This is a genomic window from Kribbella sp. NPDC048915 (assembly GCF_040649595.1).
Taxonomy (GTDB): domain Bacteria; phylum Actinomycetota; class Actinomycetes; order Propionibacteriales; family Kribbellaceae; genus Kribbella.
Window position 1 is genome coordinate 18,719 of record NZ_JBEZFT010000030.1, and the last position, 20,280, is coordinate 38,998.

A 20,280-nucleotide genomic window follows, 5' to 3' on the forward strand; every position below is an offset into this window, starting at 1 on the left:
CTTCCCCGCATCTTCCGCGGCATCTTCACCGCCTCGTGCGGCGTTCTGCCGCGCCCGGATCTCCGTCTACCTGGTCCACTCGCCCGACCGGTCTCGACGGGCGCCGGCCCCACCGCGCGAAGTTGGGCGGCCGTCCCCGGGCGCTGGAAGGCGGTGACTCACATGAGCAGGGGGCGTCATTGTTCGGCGTTGGGCGTCGAGTCGTGGCGAATGGTCGTGAGGGTGTTCGCCGAGTCGTGAGTTTTGGCGGTTCGCGCCGACCAAAATCCACGACTCGGCGGGAGCGTGCGGCAGGCGGCAGGCGGCAGGCGGCAGGCGGCCGGCGGGCGGCGGCGGGCGGCGGGGCAGGCGGCAGGCTTCGGGCGGCGCCGCGCGTCGACGGGTCCACCGACCGTGGGTTCACCCATCGTGTTGTGGGTTCCCGACCCGTCAGAAGGGTTGGGAACCCGCAACGGCGTGGGTGAACCCACCCCGCGGGGTCGGTCACGAGGTCGGTCCGGGTGGGCGGCTTGGGCAGCTCGGCGGCGGTCGTGGTCGGGGTGGGGAGTGGGATGGGGTGTTCGGGCTGGCGGTCGAGGTGTCGAGGGGTGGAGGGGGCGAGGGGTGGAGGGGGCGAGGGGTGGAGGGGTGGAGAGGGCGAGGGGTGGAGGGGGCGAGGGGTGGAGGGGTGGAGAGGGCGAGGGGTGGAGAGGGCGAGGGGTGGATGGGCGAGGGGGAGTGGGGTCAGAGGAAGAGTTCGATGACTGGGACCAGGGTGTTGGGTTTTTGGATGGGGAGTTTGAGAGTCAGCGTGTCGGCGGCGGCTCCGCCGGGGGTGGTGTTCTGGGCTTGCTGGTCGGGTTTGCGGACCGTGCGCTTGATCTCGGAGGCGTCGTTCAGGAGTTGGGCGTACTTGACCTTGCCGGCCAGTCCGGGCAGGTGGATGTGGCCCATCGGCCAGGAGAAGAGGTGCAGGTAGAGCCGGTTCCCCTTCTGCGTGAACCGGCAGTCGGGCGGAGCGGCGTACTCGGCCGGACGGGCGCCGCGGATCGAGCGCTCGTGCAGACGCATCCACTCGCCGATGGACGCGAGCGTGGCGAGTGCGCGGGGGTCGAACTCGCCGCGGCCGGTCGGGCCGACGTTCAGCAGCAGGTTGCCGTCCTTGGAGACGGAGTCGATGAGCATCTTGACCAGGAGTTCGGGTGACTTCCAGTCGAGGTTGTCGCGGTCGTAGCCCCAGCTCCCGTTGAGCGTCTGGCAGGCCTCCCACAGCACGGGTACGCCGTCGCGCTGCATCGGCGCGTCCGGCTGGTACTGCTCCGGCGTGACGAAGTCGCCGGGGATGTCCAGCCGGTCGTTGATCAAGATGTCCGGCTGCAGTTCGCGGACCATCGCCATCAGTTCCTCGGAGCGCCAGTCGTCGCGGCCCTTGCCGTTGCCGGGCGAGCCGTCGGCGTACTTGAAGTCCGGGTACGAGAAGTCGAACCACATGATGTCGATCGGCCCGTAGTTCGTCAGCAGCTCACGGGTCTGGGCGTGCAGGTACTCGGCGTACACCTGGATGTCCCGCCCGGCCGCCTTCGCCTTGGCTTCCGCGTCGTCGCGCTGCGGGTGTACGGCGTCGATCGGGAACTCGGGGTGGTGCCAGTCGATCAGCGAGTGGTAGAACCCGACGCCGAGGCCCTCCGCGCGGCACGCCTCGACGAACTGGCCGACCAGGTCCGTGGTGCCGCTCTCGCGTCCCCACGGCGTCTTCGCGACCGTGTAGTCGGAGACGGCCGAGTCCCACAGGCAGAAGCCTTCGTGGTGCTTGGTCGTGAGTACGGCGTACCGCATGCCGGCGTCGCGTGCGGCGCGGGCCCACGCGCGCGGGTCGTAGAGATCCGGTTCGAAGTGGTCGAAGTACGGCTGGTAGTCCTCGTCGGTCAGCCGCTCGTAGTTCTTCACCCACTCGTGGCGGGCCGGGAGCGAGTACAGACCCCAGTGGACGAACAGGCCGAACCGCCAGTCGCGGAACTTCTGCACCGAAGCCGCGGGAGGCGCGTCAGTCATGTCATTTCTCCTTTGGACCGAGGAAGGCGGCGAGACGTCCGATCTCTACGCGACCCAGTAGGCAGCGGTCAACCGCCCAGCCCTCATATTCCATCAAGAATTGACCACATCTGTCCTCCGCCAACGGCGCGTGTCCTGAGCGACGGCGCGGTCAGACATCGGAGGTGTGTCAGCCGGGCTGCACCTCGAGCAGTACGGCGGAGCGCATCGGCAGCGTCAGCTCAATCGCGGAGCCGTCCCACTCGACCGGTGTCACCGCCATCCGGCTCCGCTCCGCCAATGCAGCCAACTCGTCGGTCGTCGGCCAGTCGTCGGGCCCTTCGGTCGCGGCCATCAGGTCGCCGACGCCGATCGCCAGCGTCGTCGTGGTGGCCTGCCAGGACGGATCCAGACCGGGCAGCTGGACCTGGACCGTCCTGGACAGTTCTGGTACCCCCGACGCCTTCGTCTGGTCGAGGGTGAGATTCCACAGCAGCACGCAGATGCGCTCGCGATCCCGCGCGGCCCACGCCTCCACCAGGCTCCCGCCGCCGTCCCCGGCGTACGTCACCGGCAGCTCGACCGGCCCGAGTCGGCTGAGCAGCGTCAGCGCGTGGTACCGCGGTTTCGCCAGACCGCCGACGGTCTGCAGCCCGAAGCCGCCGTGCAACAGCCGCGGCGGCCGGCCGAGCTCCTCGAAGTGGTCGGAGGCCACCCAGTACGAGAGTGCGTCGATCCGGCCCGCCGCGGAGCAGGAAGACGCCCGAGAACACCGAGTCGTTGATCGGGTTGAAGTGTCGCGGCGTCACGCCCCACTCGGTCCACAGCACCCGCGCGTGGGGAAAGCCGTGCCTTTCGAGCGACGCCCGGACGTCGAGCGGCGGCGAACCGTAGGTGTGCGTCGACACGAAGTCGACCGGTGTGCCGTGCGCCTTGGCGTGCGCGAGCAGGTCGTCGACCCATCCCGCTGCCGCGGACGACGGACCGCCGACCGCGAGCCGCGGGTCCACGGACTTCACGGCGGCAGCGGACACGTCGTACAGTTGCAGCCATTCGGCCTTGGTGCCGGCCCAGAAGACCTCGAGGTTGGCCTCGTTCCACACCTCGAAATCCCAGGTCAGCACCTCGTCGCGGCCGTACCGCGCGATGAGGTGCTGCACCAGTGCGCGGACGAGGTCGTGCCAGGCCTGGTACGACGCCGGCGGCGAGATGATCGCGCCGTACTCGAAGACCGTCTTCGATGCGCCCTGGGCGAGCTCCCGCGGCATGAACCCGAGCTCGACCACCGGCCGCAACCCGATCGCGAGCAGCTTGTCGTAGATCGCGTCGACCACGGAGAAGTCGTACGACGTCCCGTCGATCACGTGGGTGTCGTCGTGGAAGATCGCGTGCGCGCGCACCGCCCGGACGCCGAGCTCGTCGTGCATCCGGCGCAGCGCGTCCTCGAGCTCGCGGCCGATCTCGTGCCCGCCGGTGCGGTCCGTGCAGAGCAGTTGGCTGAGGCGCTCGCTGCCGACCATCAGTTGCCACGGCTTCGGCAATTCGGTGCCCTCGGCAAGGACATCGACGGTCACGGAGACCCGCGGAACGCTGCCATCGGCAACCAACGGTACGGCGCCGACGGCGGCACTCGGCCGTCCGGAAGCGGTTACCTCGGGCACGCTCGCCACCGCGTAGCGGTACGGCTGCCCCGGCGTGCACGTGGTGTCGACGTACGGCGGGGCCGGGACCGAGAGGACGTCGCCGCTGTGATGGTCGACCGGCTCCAGCGGGCCGTCCTCGCCGTCGCCGCGGAGGATCAGGTAGCCGACCGCGCCGTCCACCGGCGACCAGTCGATCGTGACCTGGCCGACGCCACCGACCGCCCGCACCTGTTTCGGCGGGTCGAGGTCGGGGAAGGTGAACGTGCGCTCCTCGTCGCTGCGGAGCGCGATCCGCTCGTCCCAGTCGGACCGCGCGTCCGAAGCGAACTCCATCGATACGTCTCCTGTCACTCGAGGCCGGAGGAGAACCGCTCCATCGCGATCACCGGCCGGATCCGCTGCTCCACGGTCCGGCTGGCGAAGTTCCGCCGGATCACGTCGTTGCCGAACACGTTGCCAATGGCACCCATCACCATCGCCTGATCGAGCGACAGGTACCGCTTCGCGATGGTTCCCGACTTCACCGCAACCGAGTCGTAGAACCCGCCGCCGCCGTAGGCGTGCAGCTCGTTCTCGATCTTGCGCAGGTTGTCGATCGCCTGCCGCGGCGCGTACGCCATCGCCAGGAACGCGGCGTGCGGGGTCACCACGCCGTCGCCGTACGCCGGGTTCGGGTTGGTGCCCTCGCGGCAGCCCTCGAAACCGCCGTCGTGGTTGGTGCCCTCGAGGTCGGACGGGTAGCCGGTCGGGTCCATGCCGAGCGGCTCGACACCGTAGACCGAGTACCCGCCCTTCGGGTTCGAGGCGGGGGAGAAGCCCCAGTAGCCGTACTTCGCTTCCGCCAGGCCGTGCTCGATCTGCGCGCGCACGGTCAGCGGATGGTTGATGGCCCAGCTGTGCGGTCCCCAGGTCGCCTCGGGCACGAACAGGTCCGGCATCAGCGACTCGAACATGTCGCCGCCCCAGGACGGCACGATCCGCATCCCGCGGTACGTGTACGTGCCCTCGAAGACGTCCAGCCCGAGGTACGTGCGGTGCACGCCCTTCGGTCGCTGCTCCGGCCACGACCAGTCGCAACCGTCCGGGAACGTCCGGTACGTCGCGAAGTACTGCGTGTGCGGCACCTGGCCGAGCGCGAACCCGACGTACCCGGCGATCCGGGCCTCGGTGTTCAGGGTGTCGTAGTGGAACTTGCGGTAGTACACGTCCGGGCCGACGCCGGCGTGGTTGCCCTTGTCGGTCTCCTCGTCCGGCGGCTGGGTTTCGAAGAACCCGCCTCGCATCAGGCCGCCCGGCCGCACCGCGGGGTTGTAGTAGAACGCGAAGTTCATCTTGGTCAGCAGGGAGTCCGCGAGCGCGCGGGCCCGTGGCTCGGCGTTGCGCACCACCATCAGCGCGCAGGCGAACCAGCCGTTGTCGACACTCGACACGAACGGCGTGATCTCGCGGGTACCGTCCGGGTCGACGCGCAGTACCTCACCTGTCGCCTCGTCGTACCAGTTGAAGTACATGCCGCTGGGCTGGTGATGCTCGACGTTCCGCATCGTCGTCAGCGTCTGCGTGATCCGCCGCAGCGACTCCTGCGGCGAGATGATGCCGAGCTGCTTCGCGACCACCGTGCTCCACAGGTAGCCGCCGATGTTGGTGGGGGAGGTGTACTTGCTGCGCACCGGGTCGGTCACGGATTCGCCGATGTTGTCGGCGGGCAGACCGGTGTTCTCGTCGGTCATCGCGACCAGGCTGCGCCAGGTGTCGCGGGCCCAGCGGCCGACCAGCGCGCGGTCGGCCGGGCTGGGCTTCCACTTGCCCTTGAGCAGGTCGGCGGGGGACGGCGTCCCGCCGTATGCGGGGCTGGAGGCGGCGCCGGCGACGGCGAGTGCGCCGCCGGCGGCGAGGACGGTACGGCGACTGATGAAGGCGGTCATCTGAAGTCTCCTTGAGTCCGTTGCTATTTGAGTCCGGTAATGGCGATGCCCTTGGTGACGTGGCGCTGGAAGGCCAGGAAGATGACCAGGACGGGGACGACGACCACGACCGCGCCGGCCATCAGCAGGCCGTAGTTCTGCGCGTTCTGCCCGGTCGAGTAGAGCGCCAGCGCGACCGGAAGGGTGTACTTGTCTTCGGTTTGGGCGATCACCAGCGGCCAGAGGAAGTTGTTCCAGGAGCCGAGGAACGTGAGGATGCCCAGCGTGGCCAGCGCGGGCCGGGTCAGCGGCAGCATGATCCGTCCGAAGATTCCCAGCTCGCTGGTGCCGTCGACGCGGCCGGCGTCCATCAGGTCGTCCGGCAGCCCGAGGAAGAACTGCCGCATCAGGAACACGCCGAACGGCGAGACCAGGAACGGCAGGATCAGGCCGGGGTAGGTGTTCGCCAGCCCGGCGTTGGTGACCAGCACGAACAGCGGGACGAACGTGACCATGCCGGGAATCATCAGCGTGGCCATCACCAGCACGAACAGCGCGTTGCGGCCCTTGAACCGCAACTTCGCCAGCGCGTACCCGATCATCGAGCAGAAGGTCAGGTTGCCGGCCGTGACGACCAGTGCGACCAGTGTCGAGTTGACGAAGTACCGCGGGAAGTTCGCTTTGCTGAACAGGTCGGAGTAGTTGCCCGTGGTCGGCTCGTTCGGCCACCAGGTCGGCGGCACGCGGAGCAGTTCGCCCTGGGTCTTGAAGCTGCCGAGCACCATCCACAGGAACGGCGCCGCGACGGCGACCAGGCCGAGCACCCCGATCAGGTAGATCCACCAGGTACGGCGCATCACTTCTCCCTCAGCAGCCGGAACTGGATGAACGTGACCACCGCGATGACGACGAACAGGATGTAGGCCATCGACGTGGCCAGCCCGTAGTTGCCGAAGCCGAACTGGTTGTAGGTGTACATCGAGACCGACAGCGTGCTGTCCAGCGGACCGCCTTGGGTCATCACGAACGGCTCCTCGAAGAACTGCAGGTAGCCGATGCCGGTGGTGACGCTGGTGAACAGGATCGTCGGCCGCAGCAACGGCAGGATCAGGTACCGGAACCGCTGCCACGCGCTCGCACCGTCGATCTGGCCGGCTTCCTCGACCGAGTGCGGGATGCCCTGCAGCCCGGCCAGGAAGATGATCATCGCGGAGCCGAAGTTCCGCCAGACCGCCATCGCGATCAGCGACGGCATCGCCCAGGTCTTCGACGCCAGCCAGTTCGGCCCGTCGATGCCGACCCAGCTGAGCACGGTGTTGACCAGGCCGTTGTCCGGCGACAGTACGAACCGCCAGATCACCGCGATCGCGACGATCGACGTCACGACCGGGAGGTAGTACCCGACCTTGAACAGAGCCTGGAACCGCTTGATGCCCCGGTCGAGCAGGACGGCCGCGGCGAGCGCCACGAGCAGCGTCAGCGGTACGCCGACCACGACGAAGTACGCCGTGTTGAAGGCGGCCTTGCGGAACGTCTCGTCGCTCAGGGCCTTGGCGTAGTTCGCGAATCCGACCCCGTCGACCGCGAACGGCGTCCGCAGGTCGCGCTGCTTGATGTCGGTGAAACTCATCCCCAGCGAGCCGAGCACCGGCCCGGCCGTAAACGCCAGGAACAGCACCACGAACGGCAGCGCGAGCACCCACGCGGCCACTGCCTCGCGGCTGATCGTACGTCGGGGTCGCCCGGGCGGCGGCGTGGGTTCCGCCGCCCGGGGCTTCGTCTCGGTGACGACCGTCATCGGAATCAGCTACCGCCGGTGCCGATCTGGGCCGCCTTGGTCTGGATGGCCTTGGCCGTGTCGGCGGGCGACTGGCCCGCCTTCGCCATCTTCTCGACCTCGGTGTCGAACGCCTTCGCGACCTGCTCCCAGCTCACGATCGCGGGCGGCGCCTTGGCGTCCTCGAGCTGCTTGCCGAACACCGGCAGCAGCGGGTCGGAGGCGATGCTCGGGTCCTCCCACGCGCTCTTCACCGCGGGCAGGTCGGACGACAGCTTGAACCAGGCCGCCTGGGTCTTCGGGTCGGACAGGAACTTGACCAGCTTCCAGGCGCTGTCCTTGTTCTTCGACGACTTGAACACGACGAAGTCCGAACCGCCGACGAACGACGTCGAGGTCTTGTTCTTCGGGATCTGGAAGACGCCGATGTTCGGCTTGATCTTGTCGCCGCCCACCTTGGCCACCGAGCCCGCCATCCACGGGCCGGAGATGAACATCGGCACCTGGCCGTTGACGAACTGCGCCTCGGTCTGGTTCGGCGGCAGGTCGGTGCCGGCCAGCTTTTCGGTGAAGAAGCTCTGGTAGTACTTCAGCCCCTCCTGCATCTCCGGCGTGTCGAAGGTGAACTCCTGCTGACCGTCGTCGGTGATGTTCGCTCCGGCCGACCAGGCGAACGGCATCACGGTCTGCCAGGATCCGTCACCGCCGGGCTGCAGGTTGATGCCGTACTTCGCGCCGGCCTTCTCCTTCATCGCCTTGGCCATCGCCTTCAGCCCGTCCCAGTCGGTCGGGGGAGTGCTGAAACCGGCCTTCGCGGCGAGGTCCTTGCGGTAGTACACCAGCCGCGTCTCGACGTACCACGGGACGCCGTACTGCGTGCCCTTCACCTTGGTGGTGTCGAGCGCGCCCGGGAAGAATCCGGCGTTGTCGATGCCCTCCGGGGTCGGGTCGAGCGCGCCGAGGTCGGCGAACTCACCCATCCAGGTGGTGCCGACCATGGCAGCGTCCGGCGGGGTGTTCGCGGCGATCGCGGTGGTGAACTTGTCGTGCGCCGCGTCCCACGGGATCGGCGTCACGGTCACCTTGACGTCGGGGTTGGCCTGCTTGAACTGCTCGAGCAGCTTGGGCAGGTTCTCGCCCTCGGTGCCCATCGCCCAGACCGTGAGGTTCCCGGTCGCGGGCCCCTCGCTGACGGTGGTGGTCGGTTCGGAGCCGCCGCTCGGCGTCTCCTCGGACCGTCCGCAACCGGCCAGCGCGAGCGCTGTCGCGGTCAGTGCAGCGCTGCCGATCACCAGCCGGCGGCGGATGCTGTGGGTGAACATCGTTTCTCTCCTCTTACCTCAGAGTTCCTGCATCTGCTCGTCACGTGCCCACCCCACCGCCCCGTCAGGCGGCCTGGTGCCACAGCTGTTCCGCAGCACCAGTTCTGTTGGCAGTACGTCGTTGCGGGCCCGGGTCCGAGCCCCGGTCACGCGTTCGTGCAACCGCTCCGCGGCCACCCGGCCGAGATCGGCCATCGGCTGCCGTACGGTCGTCAGTCCCGGCGACACGTACCGCGCCGCCATCACGTCGTCCCACCCGGTGACCACGATGTCGCCGGGAACCTCGACACCGTTCGCGGTCAGGGTGGTCAACGCCGCCAGCGCCAACTCGTCGTTGGCGCAGACCAGTCCGTCCGGGCGTTTCCGCCCGACGCTCGCGCGGCCACTGGTTGCCGTGAGCACCTTCTCGGCGACCTCGCGGCCGGCTTCCTCGGTGAGCGGCACGCGCACCGGTTTCGGTACCAGCAGTCCACGTCGCTCGTGCGCCGCCCCGAATCCGGCGTACCGCTCGGAGACGTCGTACGAGCTGGCCGGGTCACCGATGAAGTGCAGGTTCGTCCGTCCGTGCTCGAGCAGTCGCGTGGTCAGTTTCTCTGCGCTCGCGGCGCTCTCGCTGCGGATCGAGTCGCAGCCGCGGACCGGCGGATGCGCGATCAGCACGAGCGGTACGCCGGCCTTGCGCAGGCTCTGCACCGTGGGCAGGTCGAGGGCGTTGCCGTGGACAACGATTCCGTCGACGCGGCCGGCCAGGTCCATCACGGTGCGTCGCGGATCGGGGTTGCTGTGGGTGACCGTGATGACCACGCTCTGGCCGTGTTCGCCGGCCCAGCGCTCGTATCCCATCAGTAGGTCGCCGTAGAACGGACCGGCGAGGTCGGGCAGCACCAGTCCGTGCGCCTCGTGCCGCTGCACCGCGAGACTCCGCGCGGCACGCAGCGGAACGTAGTTGAGCTCGCGCGCCGCCTCGTCCACCTTCGCCCGGGCCTTCGCCGACACCGGCCCGGTCCCTTGCAGGACGCGCGAGACCGTCGCGATCGACAGGTTCGCGCGGGCCGCGACGTCGTAGATGGTCGCGGGCCTGCCGGTGGGGCCGGGGGCCATGAGGATCGCTCCTGGGGAGGGGAGTGGAAGCGCTTACAGTTTCGATACCTTGCCGTGGATCGTTCGAACGGTCAACCCCTCGGCACTTGTTTGAGACGATGCGGGGATGACAGCGCAGGAACGCAAGGACCGGGTCTTCCTCGTCCGGCACGGCGAAACCGAGTGGAGCAAATCGGGTCGGCACACCTCCGTCACCGACCTCCCGCTGACCCCCGAGGGCGAAAAAGTCGCCGCGAGTCTGCGGGAACGGCTGGCGGCAGAGTCCTTCGACCTGGTGCTGACGTCACCCCGGCGACGCGCCCGGCGAACGGCCGAACTGGCCGGCTTCCCGGATGCGGAGATCGACGACGACCTGGTCGAATGGAACTACGGCGACTACGAGGGCATCACCACCGCGCAGATCCGCGAGACCGTCCCTGGGTGGACGGTCTGGGACTTCCCGGTACCCAACGGCGAAACGCCCGCCGAGGTCGCCGCCCGCCTCGACCGCGTCAACGCCCGCCTGGCCGCGGTCCCCGGCGACGTCCTCGTCTTCGGTCACTCCCACGCCCTCCGTGGCCTGACCGCTCGCTGGCTCGAACTCGACGTCACCGAAGGCCGCCACTTCGTCCTCAACACCGCCACCGTCTCCACCCTCGGCTGGGAACGCGGCTCACCCGCAATCCTCCGCTGGAACGCCTGACCGCGCCTCCACCTGTGAAGATGGCGCCTGCCACGAGGAACCTTGCACATTCACCGGGGACCTTGCACAGGGAATAGCTTGTGGAAGGTCCCGCATGGCTGTGGAAGGTCCCGCGTGCTTGTGGGAGGTCGCGCGCGTTTGGGTACCGTGGCCCATCTGTGGGGGAAGCCGCCTGTCAGGACGACCCTTGCACATCCGCCAGGGACCTTGCACAACGAACAGCCGGGTATCTCGTCGTGTTGGGGGTTTCGTCCGGGTGCCATCGGAGAACCTCCGGCTTGCGGGGTTACCCCCTCGTGTGCCCCCGCCCCAGACCGCCTTGGTGATCACTGTTTCCGGAGAGGCGGGTGATGAGGAGCGCGACGCGCTCGGTGTGGTTGGCCGGGCGGAGGCGGGTGGCTTGGGTGAGGGTGGCTTGGCCGTGGAGGGCGCTCCAGAGGACCTCGGTGAGGGTTTCGGGGTCGTCGCCGGCGGCGAACGGCTCGATCGCGGCCTGGATCTCGGCGAACGCGGTCTTCAGTAGCGCGGGGGTGTCGGCACTCGCGAAGGTCAGCGCGGTGGGCCGGACGAACATTGCCTCGTAGACCGCCGGATGCTCGGCCGCGTATTCGAGGTACGCCGTTGCGAGCGCGTGCAGGCCGCCCGCGGGATCGGGGGTGCTCGTGCGGGCGTCGCGCAGGACGGTCACCAGTTCCTCGACGCCTTGCAGGGCGACGGCGTCGGCGATGGCGTCCATGTTCTTGAAATGGCCGTACAGGACGGGCTGGCTGTAGTCGACGGAATCGGCGAGCCGGCGAGTGGTGACGGCCTGCCAGCCGTCGGACTCGGCGAGCTCGCGGGCGGTGCGCAGGATCAGTTCGCGGCGCTCCTCGCGGGCCCGTTCGCGGCGTGACTGCGGCGTCGGCATGCCTTGGATCCTAGCACCGCTAGGCAATCTAGCGATGACAGGTCTAGCATTGCTAGAAAACTTAGCAATGCTAGATTCGAGGAGTCCCCGCCATGCGCCGATTCACCTCCGTCCTGACCGTTCTGATCGGGATCTTTCCGCTCACGTTCGGCACCCGTTTCCTGATCGACGGTGCCGCCGCCGCGGCCGGGTTCGGCGTCGATCCCGGTCCGATCGGTGCCGCTGCGGCGTACTTCCCGGTGAAGGGGATCCGCGACATCGCGCTCGGGCTCGTCGTTCTCGCCCTGTTCGCGCTCGGTCAGCGCCGGGCGACCGGTGTCGTGCTGGCGATTCTCGCGATCATTCCCACCACGGACATGATCGTTGTCCTCACCCACAGCGGATCAGCCGCTGTCGCGCTCGGCATCCACGGGATGACGGCGCTGGTGATTCTGGTCAATGCGGTCCTGCTGCTGCGCGAACCCCGTGTGGTTGAAGCGCTTCAGCCCGCCCACTCGTAGATCTCGATCTGGCAGTGCTCGCGGAACCCGAGCCCCTCGTACACCGGCTGTCCGGCCGCGGACGATCCGAGGACGGCGTACTCCACATCGGCGTGCTGCAAGGCGGCGTACGTGATGGCCGCGCCGACCCCACGCCGGCGTACTTCGGGCACTGTCATCACGAAGTACAACCCCGCTACACCCGCGCCGAGGAACACGGTTGCCGTGGCCACGGGCGTCCCTTCGAGCCATCCGATGTAGTGCTGCCACGGGTCGCCGTACCCGAGTTGCTGATAGACGGACGCGACCCAGCGCGCCTCGCGTGGGCCCTCGCCGAAGCCCTGGCCGAGGGTCGCCTCCCAGGCCGCGAGATCCTTGTCGTTGCCGATGCGCGTCAAGGACAATCCGGGGACAGGCTGTGGCACTTGCAGGTCGGCGATGCGGGCCGCCATCCCCGGCTCGGCACCGGCAGCGACGAAGCCCGCCGCGGTGAGGTCCGGGCCGCGAACCGGCATCGACGGGCCGACGTGCCAAGTGCCCGGTACGCCGTGTTTCTTCAACTCTGCAAGGGATTCCGCGACGACCGTGACGTCCGTCGCGCGGACGATCGCGTTGTGATAATCGATGGGCGACCCACCGATCGTCCACGTCGCACGCTCGTCGTCGCGCTGCGATCCACCACCCGCGGCCCCCATCGCCATCAACAGCCCGGCCGCGTTGTCCTCGATTGCCCGTACGACGTCCATCACCCCAGTCTCGCCGTACGCCGCCTACCTCGGCGAACCGTTTTGGCCCCGCCGAAACCCCGCGACACCCGACCGCCTACGGACAACCACAACCCACCCCGCCGCACCCACCGCGCTCGCACGCCGCGACTTGGCGCCGCCCTCGCAGACCACTGCGCCGCAGATCACCGCACTGCCTGTGGGTCGTGTCGCGGCGTTGTGTTCGCGTCGCTGCAGACCGCGGCACCGCCTGTACGTCGTGAGGCGGCGCCGTCGCACACCACCGCGCCACTGCGCCGTACAGAGCGCGTCGCCGCAGGCCTACCCGAGATGCCTCGCGCCGCACTGCTCCGGGCTGGTGCATTCGGATTTTAGGAGGGTTCTGCCCCCGGATATGGCGTAAAACCCTCCACAGAACCTGGGAAAACTCTCCTAGATGATTGATGCGCGGCCCGAAGGTGTGCACGCTCGACAGGTCGTGTGGTGCGGGGCGGGTGTGTTCGGTGTCTGGTTCACGCTCAGCTGTGGCCCCTGGCACGGGACACGTCCTGTCGACCTGACACACGCCACCCACGCCACCCACGCCACACGCCCGAGCGTCCCCGGCTCCATCACCACGACCACCGAATCCAGACCAGGCCGTGCATCAATCAGCCAGGAGAGTTTTCGCCAGTCGAGCAGGGGTTCCACGGGGTCGAGCGTGGAGACGGACGAGGGTATTCGTTGGCCGGGGAGGGTGTTCGGCTGGTGAGTGTGGGGATGAGGGTGTGCGCCAGCGGCAGGGTGTTTGGCTGGTTGAGCGTGGGACGACGGGTTTCGTCAGCCGGGGAGGGCGTTCCATTGGTCGAGGGTGGAGACCAGCAGGGTCGTGGTGGGGAGGGCGGCGAGGTCGGAGCGGGTGACGAACCGGGCGTCGGTGGCGTCGTCGCCGGGTGTCAGCGTGCCGCCGACCGGTGTGGCCTCGTAGTCGCGGATCACGTACGGCCGGCCCTCGGCAGCGGGGCGCTCGACCTCGCCGACCAGTGGGCCGACCTCGACGACCAGACCGGTTTCCTCGGCGACCTCACGCGCCACGGCGGTGGGATCGTCCTCGCCGGGTTCGACCCGGCCGCCCGGGATCGACCAGAGGCCGCGGCCCGGTTCGTTGGCCCGGCGGACGACGAGGAGCCGGTGCTGCTCGTCGTACACGAGGGCGCCCACACAGTCGATCCGCTCCATGCCCCTCTCCAGACCCCGCTTCATGCCCCGCTTCATGCCCCGCTTCATGCCCCGCTCCATGCACCGCAAGGATAGGTGCCGGGAGCGCCACCGTCCCGCTTGTGTACAAGTGCCGGGTCTCGTCGGCGAACGCGGATAGCATCAGCGGTGACAGCTGACCGGAAGGACGCGGACCGCATCGTGCGCATCGACCTGCACACCCACTCGAACCGCTCGGACGGCACCGACACGGTGGACGTCCTGATGAGGCATGCGCAACAGGCCGGGCTCGATGTGATCGCCCTCACCGACCACGACACCGCCGACGGGTGGGTGGACGGACGCCGCGCCGCGGAGGAGCTCCGGATCGGGTTCGTCCCCGGGCTGGAGATCTCCTGCAAGCTGAACGGGATCAGTGTGCACCTGCTCGGGTACCTGCCCGACCCCGCGTATCCGGCGCTCGCCGCGGAGTTGCAGGTGATCCGCGAGGGCCGCACCGACCGGATCCCCGCGATCGTGGCCCGGCTGAACAGTATCGGCGTACCGCTCACCGTCGACGAGGTGCTGGCCCAGGCGACCGGTACGCCGTCGGTCGGCCGCCCGCACGTCGCGGACGCCCTCGTGGCGAACGGTACGGTCGCGAACCGGAGCGAGGCGTTCGATCGGTTCCTCGCCGACGGCCGCGCCGGGCACGTGCCGCATTACGCGATGGAGCCGGGGCGGGCGATCGACCTGGTCCGCGAGGCCGGCGGCGTGCCGGTGATCGCACACCCGTGGGGCCGGTCCAGCGCGCGGGTGATGACGGCGGAGACGATCGCCCGCCTGGTCACGGACCACGGACTGGCCGGGATCGAGGTCGATCACCAGGACCATCCGCCGGAGGCGCGGGAGGCACTGCGGGCGATCGCCCGCAACCTCGGCATCGTCTACACCGGCTCCAGCGACCATCACGGCGCCGGCAAGATCGACCACGAGCTGGGGGTGAACTCCACCGAGCCCGAGCAGCTCGAGCGGCTGCTGGAGATCGCCAAGGGCAACGCCGCCGCGTCCGGCGCGCAGGTCCCCGAGGCGTACCTGCCGTGAGCAGCATCATCAACTTCGGGCTGCTCAGTGAGGTTGTGGTGACGTTGTTCGTGATCATGGATCCGCCGGGGACGGTGCCGGTCTTCATCTCGCTGACCGCCGGCCAGTCCCGCGCCGTCCGGAAGAAGGCGGCGTGGCAGGCGGTGCTGGTCGCGTTCGGCGTGATCGTCGTGTTCGCGGCGTTCGGCCAGCAGATCCTGCACCACCTCGGCATCACGCTGCCCGCGCTGCAGGCGGCCGGCGGTCTGCTGCTTTTGCTGATCGCGCTGCAGCTGCTGACCGACACCGCCGAGGATCCTGTGCAGACCAAGAACGTCAACATCGCGTTCGTTCCGCTCGGTACGCCGTTGCTCGCCGGCCCGGGTGCGATCGTCGCGACGATGGTGTTCGTGCAGCGCGCCGAGGGCTCGTTGCCGGATGTGGTGGCGATCTCGGTCGGCATCGTGCTGATCCACCTGGTGATGTGGCTGACGCTGCGCTTCTCCGGCATCATCATGCGGATCCTGGGGGAGAACGGGGTCCTCCTCGTCACCCGGATCGCCGGTCTGCTGCTGAGCGCGATCGCCGTCCAGCTGGTCGCGGACGCCGTCACCGACTTCATCAAGGCGGGCTGATGGCCGAGGACCTGCTGCCCGGGATGCCGACGCGGCTGTTCGTGGCCACGCCGACCAAGCTGCTGACGTTCGCGGACTGCAAGCGAAAGTACCGCTACACCTACCTCGAGACGCCGCGCCCGCCGAAGGGTCCGCCGTGGGCGCACAACACGGTCGGTGCGATCGTGCACGAGGTGCTCGCCGACTTCTTCGGCCGCTGGCCCGCGTCCCGCCGTACGCCGGACGAAGTGGTCGCGAAGATGCGCTCGAGCTGGCGCAGCGAAGGGTTCCGCGACGAGCGGCAGTCGCTCGACTGGCGGGATCGCTCGACCGAGATGGTGATCGGGTACCTGCGCGACACCGACCCGTACTACGAGCCGCGCGGAGTCGAACGTACCGTCGCGTTCACCACCGCGCGGGCCTCGTTGCGCGGACGTGTCGACCGGATCGACGAGCGCCCGGCCCGCGACGGCAGCGGTGGGACCGAGTTGGCGATCGTCGACTACAAGACCGGCCGCCGGCAACTGACCTCGGTCGACGCGCGCTCGTCGCTGGCGATGGCGCTCTACGTGCTCGGTGCGCGGCGGGTGCTGCGCAAACCGTGCACCCGCGTCGAGTTGCACCACCTCCCGACGAACTCGGTCGCCGCGGCCGACCACGACGAGGACTCGCTCCAGCGCCACCAGAAACGCGCCGAGGCGATGGCCGACGACGCCGCGGCCGCGGAGGCGCGCTGGGCCGAAGGCCTCACCCCCGCCGAAGCCGACGCCGTCTTCCCACCCGAACCGTCACCCCTGTGCGGCTGGTGCGACTTCGCCAAGATCTGCCCTCAAGGCCGCCGCGAAGCACCCCCACGCGACCCCTGGTCCGGCCTCGAAGAACTCTCCTCACCCGCCCTGGAGGACGCCGGCTGAGCTTCGTGCCAGTGGCGTGTGCGTGGCGTGCCAGCGGGCTGGCGGACTCTGACGGTGAACGAAAGGGGTTCGCTTGATGGGTGCGAAGACTGTGAACAAGCTCGTGGTGCCAGGGGCGACGTTGCACTACGAGGTGGCCGGGGCGGGGCCGGTGCTGTTGCTCATCGCGGGCGGGGCGGCCGACGCCGGGGTGTTCTCCGGGATGGTCGGTCAGCTGGCCGCGGAGTACACGGTGGCGACGTACGACCCGCGCGGCAACTCGCGTAGCCGGTACGACGGTGACGCCACCGACGACGCGGTCGCGCAGGCGGCCGCCGACGCGCTGGCCGTGCTCGACGCGGCGACTCGGCTCGACGCTGTGACCGGGCCCGACGCTGTGACTCGGCCCGACGCTGTGACCGGGGCCGATGCGCTTGGTTCCGAGGTGGTGGCCGCCGAGGTGGAGCCGGCGTACGTTTTCGGGACCGGTACGGGGGCGATCACCGGGCTCGAGCTGATCAGGCGGCATCCGGACCGGGTGCGGATGCTGGTGGCGCACGAGCCGCCGTGCACCGAGGTGCTGCCGGACGCGGAGGACGTCCGCGCGTTCTTCGCCGACGTGTACGAGACGTACCGCACCGACGGGCTGACCGCGGCCGACGTGGTGTACACGATGGGCACCGGCCTGGACGACGAGGCGATGCCGCCGATGGAGGACCTGCTGCCCGAGTACCGCGAGCTCGCGGAGCGGATGCAGGCGAACGCGGCCGTCTTCTACGAGTACAAGCTGTTGCCGTACACCCGCTACGTGCCGGATCTCGACGCATTGAAGCGCTTCAGCGATCGGGTCGTACCGGCGGCCGGACTGGAGTCGTACGGACACCTGCCCGGCCGGCCGGTCGAGGTCATCGCCGAGCACATCGGCTGGCCGGTGGTGATGTTCCCGGGCGGGCACGGTGGGTACGCGAGCCATCCGGCGGCGTTCGCGACGCATCTCGCGCACCTGCTGAAAACCGACACGCTGTAGGGCGCTTCCCCGGCACCGGTCCGGGCGCGGGTCTGAGGGGTCCCGCGCCCGGACCGGTTATTTCTGTTGACGTCTCGCCGCGCACCGGCGTACCGTCCGTCTTCTGCCTTTGACAATCGGCGTGGTCCGGCCATGCCGTCACAGTGGTGTCCGAACCCCCGGGTCTTTCAGGATTCGGGGCGGTTCTGCGTGCCGCTGTGCTCTCGGACACCACCTGGAATTCTGACAGGAGGGTGCAGTGGGCGTGTACTGGGCGATCGCCGTACGGTCCTTCCGGCGTTTCTCGACGTACCGCATCGCCACCGCGTCCGGCGCGTTCACCAACACGGTCTTCGGGTTCATTCTCTGCGGCATCTACCTGACGCTGTGGCATGAACGCCCGGGCCTCGGCGGGTACGACGTCGAGGATGCGCTCACGTTCGTGTGGCTGCAGCAGGGGCTGCTGATGCCGATCGGGATCTTCGGCGCGACCACGACGATCGAGCTCGGGGCGCGGGTCCGCAGCGGTGAGATCGCGGTCGACCTCTACCGGCCGACGCGACTGCTGCTCTGGTGGCTCTCGATGGATCTCGGGCGCGCGATGTTCCAGCTGCTGGTGCGCGGCGGGGCGCCGTTGCTGGTCGGGGCGCTGGTGTTCGACCTCAGGTTCCCATCGGATCCGCTGGTCTGGGTCGCCGTCGCGTGCGGTCTCGTGCTGGCGATCGTGGTGAGCTTCGGGATCCGGTATCTGGTTGCGCTGTCCGGGTTCTGGATCACGGACACCCGCGGCACCGAGCAGATCGCGCTGGTGCTGTCGTGCTTCTTCTCCGGGACGATCCTGCCGCTGGTGGTGTTCCCGGGCTGGATCGGCGAGTTCGCCCGCGCGACGCCGTGGGCCGCGACGATGCAGGTACCGATCGACATCTGGCTCGGCCGGAATCCCGGCGGGATCGCGTCGGCGCTGATGTTTCAGCTGGGCTGGGTCGTGGTGCTGCTGCTCGCCGGTCAACTGGTCACGTCGGTCGCGACGCGGAAGGTGGTGATCCAGGGTGGCTGATTTCCGGGTGGAACGGGTGCTCCGGGCGCCGGCGCAGTACTGGATGCTGATCATGATGTGGGTGCGGTCGTCGATGGCGTACCCGGCGTCGTTCGCGCTGATGGTGTGCGGCTCGATGCTCGTGACCGTGATGGACTTCGTCGCGGTGGTGCTGATGTTCAGCCATATCTCGTCGTTCGGCGGGTTCTCGCTCGCGGAGATGGCGTTGCTGTACGCAACGGCTTCGATGACGCTGGGCATCGCCGATCTGTTCACCGGGTCGATCGAGCGGGTCGGTGAGCGGGTCCGGACCGGGGTGTTCGACGCGTATCTGATCCGGCCGGTACCCGCGTTCGTGCAAGCCGCGGCGGACGGGTTCGCGCTGCGCCGGATCGGGCGGCCGCTGCAGGCATCGATCGTGCTGGTGTTCGCGCTCGGCCGGCTCGACGTCGACTGGACCGTTGCCCGCGGCATCATGCTCGTGGTGTCGATGATCGCCGGGTCGGTCATCTTCGCGGCGATCTTCGTGCTCGGCGCGGCGTTCCAGTTCATCGCGGTCGACTCCGCCGAACTGGCGAACTCGTTCACGTACGGCGGCCAGACGATGACGCAGTACCCGTTGACGGTCTTCGGCAAGCAGATCGTCCGCGCCGTCACCTTCGTCGTACCGCTTGCTTTCGTCAACTATTACCCGGTGCTGTTCGTGCTCGGAAAGCCCGCGCCGTTGGGGTTGCCGTCCTGGATCGGGTTGCTGTCACCGCTGGTCGCGGTGGTGATGGTCGGGCTGGCGTCGCTCGCGTGGCGGGCCGGCCTTCGTCGTTATCGCAGTACAGGGAGCTGAAATGGCTGTCATCGAATTGCAGGACGTGTCGCGCGCCTTCACCGTATGGTCGCGATCGGGGTTACGCCGTACCAAGCGGGAAGTGCGGGCGGTGGACGGGATGACGTTCAGCGTCGAGCCGGGGGAGGTGATGGGGTACATCGGGCCGAACGGTGCCGGCAAATCCACCACGATCAAGATGCTGACCGGGATCCTGGTGCCGTCCGGCGGCTCGATCCGCGTCGCGGGCGTCGACCCGTCCCGGCATCGGCTGAAACTGGCGCGCCGGATCGGCGTGGTCTTCGGGCAGCGTACGACGCTGTGGTGGGACCTGCCGTTGAAGGACTCGTTCGCTGTCCTGCAGAAAATGTACGGCGTACCGCTCGCCCGGCACCGTGAGAACCTGGCCACCTTCGTCGAACTGCTCGACCTGGGCGACCTGCTCGACGTACCGGTGCGGCAACTGTCGCTCGGCCAGCGGATGCGCGGCGACATCGCCGCGGCGCTGTTGCACGACCCCGAGATCGTCTACCTCGACGAGCCGACCATCGGCCTCGACGTGATCAGCAAGGCGCGACTGCGCGAGTTCCTCGCCCAGATCAACGCGGAACGCCGTACCACGATCATCCTTACCACCCACGACCTCGACGACATCGAAGCCCTCTGCACCCGCGTCATGGTCATCGACCACGGCCACCAAATCTTCGACGGCACCCTCGAACGCCTCAAATCCAGCCAATCCGCGCCCCGAACCCTGGTCGTGGACCTCGCCGCCACCCTCCCGCCGATCGAGGTCCCCGGCGCCACCGTGGTGAAGGTCAACGGCCCCCGCCAGCACCTCACCTTCCCCACCACCACCAGCGCGGCGCCGTTACTCGCCCAAATCGCCGCCAACTACCCCCTGGTGGACCTCTCCGTCTCCGAACCCACCATCGAATCCGTCATCACCCAGCTCTACACCCACAATCCCGTGCACTGACCGCTCAGCACAGCCCACCAGCGCCAACCTCGTCGCCCGCGGCCCGAGTCAGGTGGTGCGGCGCGGGGTGGTGTGGCGCGGGCCCGAGGTGGTGGGGTGCGGGCCCGAGGTGGTGCGGTGCGG

18 protein-coding genes and 2 pseudogenes are annotated in these 20,280 nt (G+C 68.7%); 9 read left to right on the plus strand and 11 right to left on the minus strand.

All coding sequences use genetic code 11. The features are described from left to right. Nucleotides 1-723: 723 nt before the first annotated feature. The 8 genes and pseudogenes from AB0B82_RS17530 to AB0B82_RS17565 form a co-directional block, all read right to left on the minus strand. Nucleotides 724-2,031: an alpha-L-fucosidase gene (locus tag AB0B82_RS17530; RefSeq protein ID WP_360168809.1), complete on the minus strand. Its 1,308-nt coding sequence runs from the start codon at nt 2,029-2,031 to the stop codon at nt 724-726. Between the two features lie 451 nt (nt 2,032-2,482). Beyond that, nucleotides 2,483-2,725 (minus strand): annotated as a pseudogene (locus AB0B82_RS17535) (xylan 1,4-beta-xylosidase); the annotation flags it as partial. A gap of 232 nt (nt 2,726-2,957) precedes the next feature. Continuing rightward, nucleotides 2,958-3,986 (minus strand): annotated as a pseudogene (locus AB0B82_RS17540) (xylan 1,4-beta-xylosidase); the annotation flags it as partial. A gap of 14 nt (nt 3,987-4,000) precedes the next feature. Next, entirely contained in the window at nt 4,001-5,578 is a 1,578-nt protein-coding gene (locus AB0B82_RS17545; protein ID WP_360168812.1) for a glucoamylase family protein, read from the minus strand. Nucleotides 5,579-5,601: 23 nt separating this feature from the next. Continuing rightward, nucleotides 5,602-6,414 carry a carbohydrate ABC transporter permease gene (locus AB0B82_RS17550; protein ID WP_360168815.1) on the minus strand — a complete coding sequence of 271 codons (813 nt, stop codon included), beginning with the start codon at nt 6,412-6,414 and terminating at the stop codon, nt 5,602-5,604. Further along, complete coding sequence (locus AB0B82_RS17555; protein ID WP_360168818.1) at nt 6,414-7,355, minus strand: sugar ABC transporter permease; 942 nt, start codon at nt 7,353-7,355, stop codon at nt 6,414-6,416. Before AB0B82_RS17555 ends, AB0B82_RS17550 begins: the two co-directional genes overlap by 1 nt. Nucleotides 7,356-7,360: 5 nt before the next feature. Then, entirely contained in the window at nt 7,361-8,656 is a 1,296-nt protein-coding gene (locus tag AB0B82_RS17560) for a sugar ABC transporter substrate-binding protein (RefSeq protein ID WP_360168821.1), read from the minus strand. A gap of 18 nt (nt 8,657-8,674) precedes the next feature. Next, entirely contained in the window at nt 8,675-9,757 is a 1,083-nt protein-coding gene (locus tag AB0B82_RS17565) for a LacI family DNA-binding transcriptional regulator (protein ID WP_360168824.1), read from the minus strand. A gap of 106 nt (nt 9,758-9,863) precedes the next feature. Here AB0B82_RS17565 and AB0B82_RS17570 point away from each other — a divergent pair, with 106 nt between their 5' ends. After that, nucleotides 9,864-10,439, plus strand: a complete 576-nt coding sequence (locus AB0B82_RS17570; protein ID WP_360168827.1) for a histidine phosphatase family protein — start codon at nt 9,864-9,866, stop codon at nt 10,437-10,439. A gap of 286 nt (nt 10,440-10,725) precedes the next feature. Here the strand turns inward: AB0B82_RS17570 and AB0B82_RS17575 are convergent, their stop codons facing one another. Next, nucleotides 10,726-11,346, minus strand: a complete 621-nt coding sequence (locus AB0B82_RS17575; RefSeq protein WP_360168830.1) for a TetR/AcrR family transcriptional regulator — start codon at nt 11,344-11,346, stop codon at nt 10,726-10,728. A 92-nt stretch (nt 11,347-11,438) separates the two neighbouring features. On the opposite strand from AB0B82_RS17575, the gene AB0B82_RS17580 reads away from it, so the two are divergent. Then, nucleotides 11,439-11,846, plus strand: a complete 408-nt coding sequence (locus AB0B82_RS17580; protein WP_360168833.1) for a DUF4267 domain-containing protein — start codon at nt 11,439-11,441, stop codon at nt 11,844-11,846. Here the strand turns inward: AB0B82_RS17580 and AB0B82_RS17585 are convergent. Together AB0B82_RS17585 and AB0B82_RS17590 are read right to left on the minus strand one after the other, a co-directional pair. Then, entirely contained in the window at nt 11,828-12,571 is a 744-nt protein-coding gene (locus tag AB0B82_RS17585; RefSeq protein WP_360168836.1) for a GNAT family N-acetyltransferase, read from the minus strand. The genes AB0B82_RS17580 and AB0B82_RS17585 overlap by 19 nt on opposite strands. Before the next feature lie 798 nt (nt 12,572-13,369). Beyond that, a complete protein-coding gene (locus AB0B82_RS17590) occupies nt 13,370-13,816 on the minus strand; it encodes an NUDIX hydrolase (protein WP_360168839.1) in 447 nt (148 codons plus the stop codon). A 132-nt stretch (nt 13,817-13,948) separates the two neighbouring features. Here AB0B82_RS17590 and AB0B82_RS17595 point away from each other — a divergent pair, with 132 nt between their 5' ends. From AB0B82_RS17595 to AB0B82_RS17625, 7 genes are all read left to right on the plus strand, one after another. Further along, nucleotides 13,949-14,830 (plus strand): PHP domain-containing protein, encoded by an 882-nt coding sequence (locus AB0B82_RS17595; protein WP_360168963.1) that lies wholly within the window; start codon nt 13,949-13,951, stop codon nt 14,828-14,830. Beyond that, entirely contained in the window at nt 14,827-15,444 is a 618-nt protein-coding gene (locus AB0B82_RS17600; protein WP_360168842.1) for a MarC family protein, read from the plus strand. Before AB0B82_RS17595 ends, AB0B82_RS17600 begins: the two co-directional genes overlap by 4 nt. Then, nucleotides 15,444-16,337, plus strand: a complete 894-nt coding sequence (locus AB0B82_RS17605) for a PD-(D/E)XK nuclease family protein (protein WP_360168845.1) — start codon at nt 15,444-15,446, stop codon at nt 16,335-16,337. The genes AB0B82_RS17600 and AB0B82_RS17605 overlap by 1 nt, the downstream gene beginning before the upstream one ends. A gap of 76 nt (nt 16,338-16,413) precedes the next feature. Then, nucleotides 16,414-17,343, plus strand: coding sequence for an alpha/beta hydrolase (locus tag AB0B82_RS17610; RefSeq protein ID WP_360168848.1), 930 nt, complete (start codon nt 16,414-16,416; stop codon nt 17,341-17,343). A gap of 238 nt (nt 17,344-17,581) precedes the next feature. Beyond that, nucleotides 17,582-18,379, plus strand: a complete 798-nt coding sequence (locus tag AB0B82_RS17615; protein WP_360168851.1) for an ABC-2 family transporter protein — start codon at nt 17,582-17,584, stop codon at nt 18,377-18,379. Next, nucleotides 18,372-19,199, plus strand: coding sequence for an ABC transporter permease (locus AB0B82_RS17620; RefSeq protein ID WP_360168854.1), 828 nt, complete (start codon nt 18,372-18,374; stop codon nt 19,197-19,199). The genes AB0B82_RS17615 and AB0B82_RS17620 overlap by 8 nt, the downstream gene beginning before the upstream one ends. Before the next feature lies 1 nt (nt 19,200). Continuing rightward, complete coding sequence (locus AB0B82_RS17625; RefSeq protein ID WP_360168857.1) at nt 19,201-20,157, plus strand: ATP-binding cassette domain-containing protein; 957 nt, start codon at nt 19,201-19,203, stop codon at nt 20,155-20,157. Nucleotides 20,158-20,280 lie beyond the last annotated feature (123 nt).

Bases quoted from the DNA above. Each gene is read 5' to 3' on its own strand.
- AB0B82_RS17555 (WP_360168818.1), bottom strand. From the start codon at position 7,355: ATGACGGTCGTCACCGAGACGAAGCCCCGGGCGGCGGAACCCACGCCG.
- AB0B82_RS17580 (WP_360168833.1), top strand. From the start codon at position 11,439: ATGCGCCGATTCACCTCCGTCCTGACCGTTCTGATCGGGATCTTTCCG.
- AB0B82_RS17565 (WP_360168824.1), bottom strand. From the start codon at position 9,757: ATGGCCCCCGGCCCCACCGGCAGGCCCGCGACCATCTACGACGTCGCG.
- AB0B82_RS17625 (WP_360168857.1), top strand. From the start codon at position 19,201: ATGGCTGTCATCGAATTGCAGGACGTGTCGCGCGCCTTCACCGTATGG.
- AB0B82_RS17610 (WP_360168848.1), top strand. From the start codon at position 16,414: ATGGGTGCGAAGACTGTGAACAAGCTCGTGGTGCCAGGGGCGACGTTG.
- AB0B82_RS17550 (WP_360168815.1), bottom strand. From the start codon at position 6,414: ATGCGCCGTACCTGGTGGATCTACCTGATCGGGGTGCTCGGCCTGGTC.
- AB0B82_RS17575 (WP_360168830.1), bottom strand. From the start codon at position 11,346: ATGCCGACGCCGCAGTCACGCCGCGAACGGGCCCGCGAGGAGCGCCGC.
- AB0B82_RS17530 (WP_360168809.1), bottom strand. From the start codon at position 2,031: ATGACTGACGCGCCTCCCGCGGCTTCGGTGCAGAAGTTCCGCGACTGG.
- AB0B82_RS17545 (WP_360168812.1), bottom strand. From the start codon at position 5,578: ATGACCGCCTTCATCAGTCGCCGTACCGTCCTCGCCGCCGGCGGCGCA.
- AB0B82_RS17605 (WP_360168845.1), top strand. From the start codon at position 15,444: ATGGCCGAGGACCTGCTGCCCGGGATGCCGACGCGGCTGTTCGTGGCC.
- AB0B82_RS17560 (WP_360168821.1), bottom strand. From the start codon at position 8,656: ATGTTCACCCACAGCATCCGCCGCCGGCTGGTGATCGGCAGCGCTGCA.
- AB0B82_RS17585 (WP_360168836.1), bottom strand. From the start codon at position 12,571: ATGGACGTCGTACGGGCAATCGAGGACAACGCGGCCGGGCTGTTGATG.
- AB0B82_RS17570 (WP_360168827.1), top strand. From the start codon at position 9,864: ATGACAGCGCAGGAACGCAAGGACCGGGTCTTCCTCGTCCGGCACGGC.
- AB0B82_RS17590 (WP_360168839.1), bottom strand. From the start codon at position 13,816: ATGAAGCGGGGCATGAAGCGGGGCATGAAGCGGGGTCTGGAGAGGGGC.